Source organism: Solimonas flava DSM 18980 (genome assembly GCF_000426685.1).
In the GTDB taxonomy this organism is placed as follows: Bacteria; Pseudomonadota; Gammaproteobacteria; order Nevskiales; family Nevskiaceae; genus Solimonas; species Solimonas flava.
This window is the reverse complement of record NZ_KE384553.1, coordinates 445,124-457,580: the sequence shown is the minus strand read 5'-3', so window position 1 is coordinate 457,580 and position 12,457 is coordinate 445,124. Positions and strand designations below refer to the sequence as shown.

Annotated in this window: 12 protein-coding genes and 2 tRNA genes; 4 read left to right on the top strand and 10 right to left on the bottom strand. The window is 68.2% G+C overall.

Annotation, left to right across the window (positions count from 1 at the left end; translation table 11 throughout):
• Together K343_RS23060 and K343_RS0120170 are read right to left on the bottom strand one after the other, a co-directional pair.
• Nucleotides 1–398 (bottom strand): hypothetical protein (locus K343_RS23060; RefSeq protein WP_043113195.1); only part of this gene is annotated, 398 nt, incomplete at its 3' end.
• Nucleotides 398–880, bottom strand: a complete 483-nt coding sequence (locus K343_RS0120170; RefSeq protein ID WP_028009599.1) for a protease complex subunit PrcB family protein — start codon at nt 878–880, stop codon at nt 398–400. The genes K343_RS23060 and K343_RS0120170, both read right to left, overlap by 1 nt.
• Before the next feature lie 203 nt (nt 881–1,083).
• On the opposite strand from K343_RS0120170, the gene K343_RS0120165 reads away from it, so the two are divergent.
• Nucleotides 1,084–1,515 carry an Hsp20/alpha crystallin family protein gene (locus K343_RS0120165; protein WP_028009598.1) on the top strand — a complete coding sequence of 144 codons (432 nt, stop codon included), beginning with the start codon at nt 1,084–1,086 and terminating at the stop codon, nt 1,513–1,515.
• A gap of 135 nt (nt 1,516–1,650) precedes the next feature.
• Nucleotides 1,651–2,577 carry a DnaJ C-terminal domain-containing protein gene (locus K343_RS0120160; protein ID WP_028009597.1) on the top strand — a complete coding sequence of 309 codons (927 nt, stop codon included), beginning with the start codon at nt 1,651–1,653 and terminating at the stop codon, nt 2,575–2,577.
• Between the two features lie 67 nt (nt 2,578–2,644).
• Here K343_RS0120160 and K343_RS0120155 read toward each other — a convergent pair whose 3' ends face one another.
• From K343_RS0120155 to alaS, 6 genes are all read right to left on the bottom strand, one after another.
• On the bottom strand, nt 2,645–3,670 hold the full coding sequence (locus K343_RS0120155; RefSeq protein WP_043113193.1) for a class 1 fructose-bisphosphatase: 1,026 nt from the start codon (nt 3,668–3,670) through the stop codon (nt 2,645–2,647).
• Between the two features lie 145 nt (nt 3,671–3,815).
• Nucleotides 3,816–3,892 (bottom strand) — tRNA-Arg (locus K343_RS0120150).
• Between the two features lie 34 nt (nt 3,893–3,926).
• Nucleotides 3,927–4,018 (bottom strand) — tRNA-Ser (locus K343_RS0120145).
• Nucleotides 4,019–4,154: 136 nt separating this feature from the next.
• Nucleotides 4,155–4,355 carry a carbon storage regulator CsrA gene (csrA, locus tag K343_RS0120140; protein WP_026353192.1) on the bottom strand — a complete coding sequence of 67 codons (201 nt, stop codon included), beginning with the start codon at nt 4,353–4,355 and terminating at the stop codon, nt 4,155–4,157.
• Between the two features lie 90 nt (nt 4,356–4,445).
• Entirely contained in the window at nt 4,446–5,675 is a 1,230-nt protein-coding gene (locus K343_RS0120135; RefSeq protein WP_028009595.1) for an aspartate kinase, read from the bottom strand.
• A gap of 52 nt (nt 5,676–5,727) precedes the next feature.
• Nucleotides 5,728–8,361, bottom strand: coding sequence for an alanine--tRNA ligase (gene alaS / locus K343_RS0120130; protein ID WP_028009594.1), 2,634 nt, complete (start codon nt 8,359–8,361; stop codon nt 5,728–5,730).
• Between the two features lie 250 nt (nt 8,362–8,611).
• Here alaS and K343_RS0120125 point away from each other — a divergent pair, with 250 nt between their 5' ends.
• Nucleotides 8,612–9,598: a patatin-like phospholipase family protein gene (locus K343_RS0120125; protein ID WP_028009593.1), complete on the top strand. Its 987-nt coding sequence runs from the start codon at nt 8,612–8,614 to the stop codon at nt 9,596–9,598.
• Here the strand turns inward: K343_RS0120125 and K343_RS0120120 are convergent.
• Both K343_RS0120120 and recA read right to left on the bottom strand, forming a co-directional pair.
• The gene (locus K343_RS0120120) at nt 9,546–10,079 is read right to left on the bottom strand and encodes a regulatory protein RecX (RefSeq protein ID WP_028009592.1); all 534 of its coding nucleotides are present in this window, start codon (nt 10,077–10,079) and stop codon (nt 9,546–9,548) included. The two genes, K343_RS0120125 and K343_RS0120120, sit on opposite strands and share 53 nt — an antisense overlap.
• The gene (gene recA, locus K343_RS0120115) at nt 10,054–11,079 is read right to left on the bottom strand and encodes a recombinase RecA (RefSeq protein ID WP_028009591.1); all 1,026 of its coding nucleotides are present in this window, start codon (nt 11,077–11,079) and stop codon (nt 10,054–10,056) included. Before recA ends, K343_RS0120120 begins: the two co-directional genes overlap by 26 nt.
• A 273-nt stretch (nt 11,080–11,352) precedes the next feature.
• Here recA and K343_RS0120110 point away from each other — a divergent pair, with 273 nt between their 5' ends.
• Complete coding sequence (locus K343_RS0120110) at nt 11,353–12,396, top strand: CE1 family esterase (protein ID WP_051278756.1); 1,044 nt, start codon at nt 11,353–11,355, stop codon at nt 12,394–12,396.
• The last annotated feature ends 61 nt before the right edge of the window (nt 12,397–12,457 follow it).

The following is a 12,457-nucleotide window of genomic DNA, read 5'->3' as shown; positions in this document are numbered from 1 at the left end:
AAATCGTCGACGACCGCCGCCGCCTGCGCGGCCGCGTCGGCGTGCGGCGCAGGCGGTGCCGGTGCCGGTGCAGGCGCCGGCGGCACGACCGCGGCCGACGGCGTCGCGCCCTGCGCATCCGGCGCTGCCGGCTCGGCCGCCGGCGTCTGCTCCGGCCCGGCCGGCGACTCGCCCGCCGCCTCGTTCCCGGCGGGAGACGGTGCGGCGGGTGCTTCGGCGGGTGCTTCGGCGGGTGCTTCGGCGGGTGCTTCGGCGGCCGTCGTCGCGGGCGCGACGGCCGCCTCGTCGGGCGCGGCAGGGGGCGAGAGCGCGGCCTCGTCAGCCGCCGCTCGCGCCGGCATGTTTGCGAGCGTCAGCCAGGCCAGGCCGAGCAGGCGCGCCAGCCGCATCCCGGCCATCAGGAGCTGCGCGCCTGGACGCGGCGGCGGCCGTTCTGGTCGTAGACGTCGACACCGCGCCAGTCGCCCTGCGGCAGGCGCACGAGCACGCAGGGGCTGGTCGGCGTGCCTTCGGTCTGGCGGTCGGCGGTCGGCTCGAAATACGTCGTGCGCAAACGCACGATGTTGTTGTCGACTTCCGCCTCCGGCGCGATCAGCAGGCCGTAGCCGTCACTGGCGCGCTGGCCGATGCCGACCAGCACGTAAGTCCCGGGCAACATCGCCTGCGTGCCGATCAGCGTCACCCCCGCCCCGCCCTGCCAGGCGACCACGGCATCGGCGTTCGGGAACATCTGCACGCTCGCGTCGGCGCTCGTCGCGGCGCAATTCGTGGCGCGGCCGATTTCCTCGACCTTGATGATCGCATCGGGGCCGAACAGCCCGCCGAGCGTGCCGCAGCCGCTCAGCGCCAGCGCGACCAGGCTCCATGCCGCTTGCTTCATCCTTTTTCCCTCTGCTCGCGCGGCGCAGCCGCGCGTGGTGCCGGTGAGGCCGGGCGCGGGGCGCCGACCGATCTTCGGCGATGGTACCCGTTTGCCTCGCCGGCCGGCAGACGCCCCTCTTGAAAGCGCGGCGCGCAACCCTACTTTCGTAGGCATCGCGATATCGCGAGACACTTTTCCAACGCTGCCTTCGGGAGGTCAATATGAGTCTGCTTCGCTATGAACCCTGGGCTCTGCACCGGGAACTGCTCAACGAGTTCAACCGCGCCTACGAGCGCACCACCGATGCCTCCAGCGGCGCGACCGCCGACTGGGCACCGGCCGTCGACATCGAGGAATACGCCGACCGCTTCGTGCTGTACGCCGATGTTCCGGGCGTCGACCCGGCGACGATCGAGATCACCCTCGAAAAAGGCGTGCTGACGCTGTCCGGCAGCCGCGAACAGGCCGTCGAGCAGAACGGCGTCGAGCGCCGCCGCCAGGAGCGCGCGATCGGCAAGTTCCTGCGCCGCTTCGTGCTGCCCGACACCGCCGACGCGGACGCCGTCTCGGCCAGCGGCAAGCACGGTGTGCTGCAGGTCGTCATTCCCAAGCGTGCCCAGGCGCAGCCGCGCAAGATCACGGTCACGCATTGATCGCCCCGCGTCTGCTTCAGACACGGGTCCGCAGTCCGGCGGGGCGCTCAAAGCGCCCCGCTTTCGTTGGCCCGGGCACAAGTCCAGCGCGCCGCTTTCGTATAGATTGATGCGCGCCCGCACTGCGAACTGACGATGGAATACAAGGACTACTACAAGATTCTCGGCGTATCCCGCTCGGCGACGGCCGACGAGATCAAGCGTGCCTACCGCAAACTGGCCCGCCAGTATCACCCGGACAAGAACAAGAGCGCCGGCGCGGAGGATCGCTTCAAGGAAATCAACGAAGCCAACGAAGTGCTCAGCGATGCCGAGAAGCGCAAGGCCTATGACACGCTCGGCGCCAACTGGAAGGCCGGCCAGCAATTCACGCCGCCGCCCGGCTGGGACTTCAGTCAGGCCGGAGCCGGCGGCTTCGGCCGCGGCCGCGCGCGCGCCGGCAGCAGCGCCGGTGCAGGCGGGTTCGGCGGCGGCAACGCGGGCTTCTCGGACTTCTTCTCGCAGCTGTTCGGCGGCGTGGGGGCTGGCGGTTTCGGCGGCGGCTTCGAGGACTATGCGGAAGCCGAGGCGCCGGCGACGCATGCGCGGCTGACGATCGCGCTGGAGGATTCGTACAACGGCGCGCAACGCCACATCAACGTCGGCGGCCGCACGCTCAACGTGCGCATCCCCAAGGGCGTCGGCGCCGGCCAGACGATCCGGCTCGCCGGCCAGGGCTCGCACGGCGGCGACCTGCTGCTCGAGATCGACTTCGCGCCGCATGCGCAGTTCAAGCTCGACGGTCGCGACATCACCACGACCGTCAATATCGCGCCATGGGAAGCGGCACTCGGCGGCAAGATCGACGTGCCGACGCTCGGCGGCACCGTCGAGCTGAACCTGCCTGCGAACAGCCGCGGCGGTCAGAAGCTGCGCCTCAAGGGCCGCGGTCTGCCGGGCAAGACGCCGGGCGACCAGTTCGTCGTCTTGCAGGTCGTCGCGCCACCGGCGGCGAGCGAAGCCGACCGCACGTTCTACGCCGACATGGCGCGCCACTTCGAGAGCTTCCGTCCGCGCGGCTGAAGCGGTTCCGCCTGCGCCAACGAAAACGCCCCGCATCGCGGGGCGTTTTCACATGCGCGGGGGTGCTTCAGCGCGCCTGCTGCTCCGCCTCGCGGTGATAGCGGGTCGCAAGCTCGACTTCGTTCTTCGAGCCGAGGAACACGGCAACGCGCTCGTGCAGCTTTTCCGGCTGCACGTCCATGATGCGTTGCATGCCATTGGTGGAAGCGCCGCCGGCCTGTTCGATGATGAAGCTCATCGGATTGGCCTCGTACAGCAGACGCAGCTTGCCCGGCTTGTCCGGCTCGCGCCGGTCGCGCGGGTAGATGAAGATGCCGCCGCGCGACAGGATGCGGTGGACGTCCGCGACCATCGACGCCACCCAGCGCATGTTGAAGTCCTTGCCGCGCGGGCCGGTCTTGCCTTCGAGCAGCTCGGCGACGTACTTCTGCATCGGCGGGAACCAGTGGCGCTGGTTGGACATGTTGATCGCGAATTCCTTGGTGTCCTCCGGGATCTTGATGTCGCGCTCGGTCAGCACGAAGGTTCCCACCTCGCGATCGAGCGTGAACGCATGCGTGCCGTGGCCGACGGTGAGGACCAGCATCGTGCTCGGGCCGTAGACCGCGTAGCCCGCCGCGACCTGCTTCGCGCCCGGCTGCAGGAAGTGCTGGGTCTCCAGCTTCTCGACACCTTCGGGGCAGCGCAGCACCGAGAAGATCGTACCGACGCTGATGTTGACGTCGATGTTGCTCGAGCCGTCGAGCGGATCGAACAGCAGCAGATAGTTGCCCTTCGGATACGGATTCGGGATCTCGCTGAAGTCGTCGAGCTCCTCGGACGCACAGCCGGCGAGATGGCCGCCCCACTCGTTGGCGTCGAGCAGAATCTCGTTCGACAGCACGTCGAGCTTCTTCTGCGCCTCGCCCTGGATGTTGCCGGTGCCGGCATCGCCGAGCACGCCGCCGAGCGCGCCCTTGTTGACCGAGCGCGAGATGGCCTTGCAGGCGCGCGCGACGACCTCGATCAGCAGACGCAGGTCGGGGTTGATATGGCCGGCGCGCTGCTCCTCGATCAGGAAGCGCGTCAGCACAGGCGGGGTCTTGGACGTCATGGGCGTCGGATATCCGGGCGTGAGTGGAAATGCAGCCCGATATTGTCCGGGCTGGCGACCGGTTTGCCTAGGGCCACCCCGCGCATGCGGCAGAACGCGCCCCGGAAACGACGAGAGCTCCCGAAGGAGCTCTCTGGTTTGTAAATGGCGCGCCCGGAAGGATTCGAACCTCCGACCCCTTAGTTCGTAGCCAAGTGCTCTATCCAGCTGAGCTACGGGCGCGCACGAAAAACGTTGTTCTATGCCGTGAAGCTTATGGCGGAGTGAGAGGGATTCGAACCCTCGATACGGTTTTAGCCGTATACACCCTTAGCAGGGGTGCGCCTTCGTCCACTCGGCCATCACTCCGGGACTGCAAGGCCGAGCTGGGCCCGGCTCACTCACCCACCGGATGCTGCCCCGGCGAGGGGCGCAATTCTAACGATGTGATCCGCGAAAAGAAAGCCGGTTTTCGAAGTTCTTTTCGCGCCTGACGTTCCTGCACTCAGGCAGCGGCCGGAACCGGGCCACCGCCCTCTTCGCCTTCGCGCTTGATGCGCTCGAAGATCTCCTCGCGATGCACCGCCACGTCGCGCGGCGCCTTGACGCCGATGCGGACCTGGTTGCCTTTCACGCCGAGCACCGTCACGACGATGTCATCGCCGATCACTACGGTCTCGCCTACACGTCTGGTCAAAATGAGCATGGGTCCCTCCTTGAACGGGCCTCTGCAGTTTTGGAGTCCCCCGTGTGTAACTCTATCCGGAAAGGCGCACCCCACGCCTGTGGATAAGACCTACGCCGGCTTGGCGCCCTCCTCGAGGCCGAAGGCCTTGTGCAGCGTGCGCACGGCCAGTTCCAGGTAAATCTCGTCGATCACCACCGAAATCTTGATCTCCGAGGTGGAGATCATACGGATATTGATGCCGGCCGCGGCAAGCGCGGTGAACATCTTCGAGGCGATGCCGGCGTGGCTGCGCATGCCGACGCCGACCAGCGAGACCTTGACGATGTCGGTCGCGCCGTTGACGCCCTTGGCGCCGAGTTCGCCGGCGACCTTGCGGCTGATCTCCAGCGCGCGCTCGTAGTCGGTGCGCTGCACGGTGAAGGTGAAGTCGGTCGTGCCGTCGGCGCCGACGTTCTGCACGATCATGTCGATCTCGATGTTGGCTTCGCCGATCGGGCCGAGAATCGCGGCGGCGATGCCCGGACGGTCCGGCACGCCGGCCACGGTGAGCTGGGCCTCGTCGCGGGTGAAGGCGATGCCGGAGATGAGCGGTTCTTCCATCATGCTGTCCTCAAGCGTGATCAGGGTGCCGGGGCCATCGACGAAGGTCGACACCACGCGCAGCGGGACCTTGTACTTGCCCGCGAATTCAACGGAGCGGATCTGCAGGACCTTGGAGCCCAGGCTCGCCAGTTCCAGCATTTCCTCGAACGTGATCTTGTCCAGGCGACGGGCCTTCGGCTCGACGCGCGGATCGGTCGTGTAGACGCCGTCGACGTCCGTGTAGATCTGGCACTCGTCGGCCTTCAGCGCGGCGGCGAGCGCGACGCCCGTGGTGTCCGAGCCGCCGCGCCCGAGCGTCGTCACCGCGCCGGTCTCGTCGATGCCCTGGAAGCCGGCGACGACCGGCACGATGCCAGCCTCGCAGTCGGCGCGCAGCCGGCTCGCGTCGATGTCCTGGATACGCGCCTTGGTGTAGGCGCTGTCGGTGCGGATCGGCACCTGCCAGCCGGTGTACGAGCGGCTCGGCACGCCGATCTTCTCGAGCGCCAGCGCCAGCAGGCCGATCGTCACCTGCTCGCCGGTCGCGGCGATCTGGTCGAACTCGCGGCGGCTGCCGCGCGGCGAAATCGACTTGGCCAGCTTGAGCAGGCGATCCGTCTCGCCGGACATCGCCGAGACCACGACCACGACCTGATGCCCGCGCGCGCGCCAGCCCGCGACCTTGTTGGCGACGTGCTCGATGCGCTCGACCGAGCCCATCGAGGTGCCGCCGTACTTCTGAACGATGAGTGCCATGTGCCTTCAACGAAGAAGCGCGCCGCAACCGCGACGCGCGAAAAATCCGCCTTTACAGCTTGCCTTCGACCCAGGCGCCGACCGAGGCGATCGCCGCCGGCAGCTGCTGCGGCAGCGTGCCGCCGGCCTGCGCCATGTCGGGACGCCCGCCGCCCTTGCCGCCGACCTGCTGGGCGACGAAATTGACGAGTTCGCCGGCCTTGACCTTGGCGGTCAGATCGGCGGTGACGCCGGCGATCAGGCTGACCTTCTCGCCGCTGACGCTGCCGAGCACGACGATGCCGGAGCCGAGCTTGTTCTTGAGCTGGTCCATCAGCACGCGCAGATCATTGCCCTCGACGCCGTCGAGCTGGGTGGCGAGCAGCTTCACGCCCTTGATCTCCTGCGCCTGCGCAGCGAGATCGGAGCCGGCGCTCGACGCCAGCTTGCCCTTCAGCGCGGCGATCTCCTTGTCCTGCTGCCTGCCGCGCTCGACGAGCTGCTCGACCTTGGCGATCGCGTCGTCGGCGCTGCCGCGCACCAGCTCGCCGATCTTCTTCAGCTTGCCCTCGGCGGTGCGCAGATAGGCCAGCGAGTTCTCGCCGGTGATCGCTTCGACGCGGCGCACGCCGGCGGCGACGCCGCTCTCGGAGACGATCTTGAACAGGCCGATGTCGCCGGTACGCGAGACGTGCGTGCCGCCGCAGAGTTCGGTCGAGTACGGCCCCATCGCCAGCACGCGAACCTCGTCGCCGTACTTCTCGCCGAACAGCGCCATCGCGCCGGACTGGATCGCCTCGTCGTACTTCATCACCGCGGCGCTGACCGCCACGTTGGCGAGCACCGCGCGATTGACGCGATCCTCGATCTCGGCGATTTCCTCGGCCGTCAGCGGCGCGTTGTGCGAGAAATCGAAGCGCGTGCGCTGCTCGTCGACCAGCGAACCCTTCTGCGCCACGTGCGCGCCGAGTACCTCGCGCAGCGCGCGGTGCAGCAGGTGCGTCGCCGAGTGGTTGCGCATCGTCGCGCGGCGCACGCTATCGCTGACCTCGGCGGTGACGGTATCGCCGGCCTTGAGCGTGCCTTTGCGCTGCACGCCCTGATGGCCGAACACGCCGCCCTTGATCTTTTGCGTGTCGCGCACTTCGAAACTCGAGGCTGCGCCGGCGAGCGTGCCGCGGTCGCCGACCTGGCCGCCGGATTCGGCGTAGAACGGCGTGCGGCTCAGCACCACGACGCCAGCCTCGCCCTCGTGCAGCGCCTCGACGGCCTGGCCGTCGCGGTAGAGCGCCAGCACGCGCCCCTCGCCGCTCAGGCTTTCGTAGCCGGTGAAACAGGTGTCCTCGCCCTCGTAGGCGAGCGTGCCGGCCGACTTGAAGCTGCTCGACGCGCGGGCGCGGGCGCGTTGCGCTTCCATCTCGCGCTCGTAGCCGACCTCGTCGATCGACAGCTCGCGTTCGCGCGCGATGTCGGCCGTCAGGTCGACCGGAAAACCATAGGTGTCGTACAGCTTGAAGACGACGTCGCCCGGAATCACCACGCCGTCGAGCTTGGCGATCGCGTCGTCGAGCAGCTTCATGCCGTTGGCGAGCGTCAGCGCGAAGCTGTCTTCCTCGGCGCGGATCGTCTTCTCGATCGCCGCCTGCTGCGTGCGCAGCTCGGGGTACGCCTCGCCCATGATCTCGGCGAGCGGCGCGACCAGCTTCGAGAAGAAGCCCTCGGCGATACCGAGCTTGTAACCGTGGCGGATCGCGCGGCGCATGATGCGGCGCAGGACATAGCCGCGCCCCTCGTTCGATGGCAGCACGCCGTCGGCGATCAGGAACGCGGTCGCGCGGATGTGGTCGGCGATGACCTTCTGCGAAGCGTTCGCGTACGGCTGCTGACCGGCGAGGCCGGCGACCGCCGAGATCAGATGGCGGAAGGTGTCGGTCTGGTAGTTGTCGTGCGTGCCCTGCATCAGCGCACTGATGCGCTCCAGGCCCATGCCGGTATCGACGCTCGGCGCCGGCAGCGGCGTCATGGCGCCGGCCGCCGAGCGCTCGAACTGCATGAAGACGACGTTCCAGATTTCGATCCAGCGGTCGCCGTCTTCCTCGGCCGATCCCGGCGGGCCGCCCCAGATGCCCTTGGCGCCGTCCGGATCGTGATCGTAGAAGATCTCGGTGCATGGGCCGCAGGGACCGGTGTCGCCCATCGCCCAGAAATTGTCGGACGCATAGCGCGCGCCCTTGTTGTCGCCGATGCGCACGATGCGCTCGGCCGGCACGCCGACCTGATCGCGCCAGATCGCGTAAGCCTCGTCGTCCTCGTGATAGACCGTCACCAGCAGGCGCGCCGGGTCAATGCCGAGCCACTGCCTGGAGGTGATGAACTCCCAGGCGTAGGCGATCGCGTCTTTCTTGAAGTAGTCGCCGAAGCTGAAGTTGCCGAGCATTTCGAAGAACGTGTGATGCCGGGCCGTGTAGCCGACGTTCTCCAGATCGTTGTGCTTGCCGCCGGCGCGCACGCACTTCTGCGAGCTCGCCGCGCGCGTGTACGGGCGCTTGTCCTGGCCGGTGAAGACGTCCTTGAACTGCACCATGCCGGCATTGGTGAACAGCAGCGTCGGGTCGTTGGCCGGCACCAGCGACGACGAGGGCACGATCGTATGGCCCTTGCTCCGGAAGAACTCCAGGAACTTTGCGCGCAACTCGTTGCTCGTCATCGTCGGGGCACAGGGGACACAAAAAGGGCGGGTATCGTAAACAAGTGACCACGGAGCCGCCAGCTGAACGTCCCCTGAAAAGCGCCTGTCAGGCCCGCCGGAGCGCGCTTTCGCGCCCCGTCCCGCGCGCGCCCGAAGCGGCAGCGGCCGGCGGCGGCCGGCTCGTCGCGTCCGCCGCTCCGGCCGACGATCGCGGCGAACGGGCTCGAACGGGCGCCGGCGGGCCGTCTTTCGGCGATAATCGCGCGCCATGAAGACCTCGTTGCTCCGCGCCGGCTGGCTTCTCGCGCTGGCGCTCGTCGCCGCCTGCGGTTCCACGCCGACGGCGCCCGAACCGCCGCCGGTTCCGCAGCCGCTTCCGCCGCCGCCGAAAGTCGCGCTCGTGCTGGGCGGCGGCGGCGCCCGCGGCTTCGCGCACGTCGGCGTGCTCAAGATGCTCGACACCCAGGGCTTGCGCCCGGACCTGATCGTCGGCACCAGCGCCGGCAGCGTCGCCGGCGCGCTGTACGCCGCCGGCTACAGCGGCTTCGACCTGCAGCAGATGGCCTTCGACCTCGACCGCGCGACGATCGCCGACTGGTCGATGTTCGGCAAGGGCCTGATCCGCGGCGAAGCGCTGCAGAACTTCGTCAACCAGGCGGTCAAGAACCGGCCGATCGAGGCGCTGGGCATTCCGTTCGCCTGCGTGGCGACCCGCGTCGACACCGGCCAGGCCGTGCTGTTCCAGCGCGGCAACGTCGGCCAGGCGGTGCGCGCCTCCTCGTCGGTGCCCGGCGTGTTCCAGCCGACCGCGATCGGCACGCTCGAATACGTCGACGGCGGCCTCGTCAGCCCGGTGCCGGTGCGCTACGCCAAGCAGCTCGGCGCGACCTTCATCATCGCCGTCGACGTCGCCACGCCGCCGGCCGGCACGGCAACGACCGGCAAATTGGACGTGGTGATGCGCACCTTCGAGATCATGGGCCAGTCGCTGCGCGACGCCGAACTGCCGCAGGCCGACGTCATCATCAAGCCGGATCTGAGCGGTATCAGCTCGAGCGACTTCGAAAGCAAGCAGCTGGCGATCCTGCAGGGCGAGCGCGCCGCCCTGGCCGCCATGCCGCAGATCCGCGCGCGACTCGCCGAGCGCATGGCGCCGCCGCTGCTGCCGATGCAGGCCGCGCCGCCGGCAGCGGCGGGCGTCGCTACAGCGGCTCCTCGGACGATTCCCAGCCGTCCTCCGCCAGCGCTGCAGTAAAGCGCTTCAACGCGCCGCGGATCGCATCGGCCGCGAAGCCGTGGCTGGCGAGGTAGCGATACTGCTTCTGCCATTCGGCCGCCGTGCGCGGCGGCGCGCGAAAGCGACGCTCGCGCAGCGTCGCACAAAGCTCGCTCCAGTCGGCCTGCGCGGCGGCGAGCGCCGCGCGCGCCTCGGCTTCGGGAATGCCGGCCGCCGCGAGGTCGGCACGGATGCGCAGCGGCCCGTAGCCCTGGGCGACGCGATTGCGCACCAGCATCTCGGCATAGCGCCCGTCCGACTGCCAGCCGGCTTCGCGCATGCGCGCCACCGCGGCATCGGCGACGGCTTCGTCGGCCCCACGCTGGCGCAGCTTGAACGCCAGCTCGGCGGCCGAATGCTCGCGGCGCGACAACAGCTTCAGCGCGCGACCGCGCGCCGCGTCGGCATCGAGCGGCGCACGGTCGGCGTCTCGCTTACTTGGCGGCCGCGGCTTCCGCACGGGCCGCGCGCTCCGGATTGAGCTTGGCGCGAATCGCCTGCTCGATCTCGTCGGCGACTTCCGGATGCTCCTTCAGATAGGTCCGGGCGTTGTCCTTGCCCTGGCCGATCTTGTCGCCCTTGTACGCGAACCAGGCGCCGGACTTATCGACGATGCCGTTCTCGACGCCGAGGTCGATCAGCTCGCCGAGCTTGGAAATGCCTTCGTTGTAGAGAATCTCGAAGTGCGCTTCCTTGAACGGCGGCGCCATCTTGTTCTTGACGACCTTGACGCGGGTCTCGTTGCCGATGACCTCGTCGCCTTTCTTGATCGCGCCGGTGCGGCGGATGTCGAGGCGCACGGAAGCGTAGAACTTCAGCGCGTTGCCGCCCGTCGTCGTTTCCGGCGAGCCGTACATGACGCCGATCTTCATGCGGATCTGGTTGATGAAGACGACCAGACACTTGCTGCGCGAGATGTTGCCGGTCAGCTTGCGCAGCGCCTGCGACATCAGGCGGGCCTGCACGCCGACCACGCTGTCGCCCATCTCGCCTTCGATTTCGGCCTTCGGCACCAGCGCCGCGACCGAGTCGATGACGACGATGTCGACGCTGTTGCTGCGCACCAGCATGTCGCAGATCTCGAGCGCCTGTTCGCCGGTGTCCGGCTGCGAAATGACGAGGTCCTCGATCTTCACGCCGAGCTTCTGCGCGTAGTTGACGTCGAGCGCGTGCTCGGCGTCGATGAACGCGGCGACGCCACCGGCCTTCTGGCACTCGGCGACCGCGTGCAGCGTCAGCGTCGTTTTGCCCGACGATTCCGGACCGTAGATCTCGACGACGCGGCCGCGCGGCAGGCCGCCGATGCCGAGCGCCGTATCCAGCGTCAGCGAGCCGGTCGACACGACTTCGACGTCGCGCATCTGCTCGCCGGGCGCCATCTTCATGATCGCGCCCTTGCCGAACTGCTTTTCGATCTGCGACAGCGCGGCCTCGAGGGCTTTCTTGCGGTTTTCGTCCATTGGAGCGTCTCTGACTGAAGTCTGTTGTAGTAGGAAGCCGGCGTATTGTCAGCCGCCACGGGCTCATAAGCTGAGCCCGTGCCGATCGCCGCTGCGGGATTGGGGCATTGTCCCACAGAACGGGCTGCGCATCCGGTCACAAAGCGACACGAAACGCCCGAGCTTGACAGTTTGGCAGCGTCCGCCGGGCCACGGCGCCTGCGCGGCGAACTCCGGTACGCTATTTGCCAATCGAGCCGGAAAGCTCGAACTCAAGATCACGGGGAATCCAGGATGTCGCGTCTTTCATCGAGGCTGGCGCTCGGCCTCGTGCTGTTGTGCCTGAGCACCACCAGCCACGCCGGCCTGTTCGACGGCCTGCAGCAGACCCTGTCGGCGCTGTCGGCCTCGCTCGCCCAGACCCGTGCCGCCTTCCAGGCCACGATGGCCCGCTTCGAGGCGGCGATGGCCGAAACCGCGGACCGCCTCGCCGGCCGCTACCTCGAGCCGACCACCGGCACTGTGAGCTTCGAGGAGACCCTGGTCCACCAGGGCATCGGCCGCAACGCGCTATACATTCGTCCGCAGGCCGAACCGGCGGCGCTGGCGCCGGCGGTGATCTTCCTGCACTTCGGCAGAGGCACGCCCAAGGCGATGGCCAACCTGATCCACGCCGGCGATCTCGCCGCCTACGACGGCGCCTGGGTCATCCTGCCGGCCGCCGAGAACCGGCGCTGGAACGAAGACCCGGAGTCCGACAACGGCATCGACGACGTCGGCTATCTGGCGGCGCTGATCGCCGACGCCGTCGCCCGCCATCCGATCGATCCCAAGCGCATCTATCTCGCCGGCATGTCGAACGGCGGCTTCATGACCGCGCGCTTCGCCTGCGAGCGGCCACAGCTGATCGCCGCCGCCGCCCAGGTCGTCGCGACGATGCGCAAGTCGCAGGATGCCGTCTGCGCGCCGGCCGCCGCCGTGCCGATGACGCTGATCCTCGGCACCAACGACGTGCTCGTGAACTACAACGCGCGCTACGGACTGCTGTCGGCGGCGCAGACCTTCGCGCGCTGGCAGAAGACCAACGACTGCGATCCGTCCGGCGTGCTCGACGATGCGATTCCCGATATCGCCCGCGACGGCACGACGACCGTGCTTTCGCACAACGAAGTCTGCAACTCCGGCGCGGCGGTGCAGCTCTATACCGTCGACAACGGCGGCCACACCTGGCCGGAAGGCGCCTACCAGGACAGCAAACTGCGCCTCGGCCGCACCTCGCACGATTTCTCGGCGACGGCGGCGATCTGGGACTTCTTCAAGGACTACAGCCGGCCGTAAACGCCGCGGCAGCAGTCGGCAAGTCCGTCCTCCGGCTTCTCTTTCACGCGCGCTCGACAGC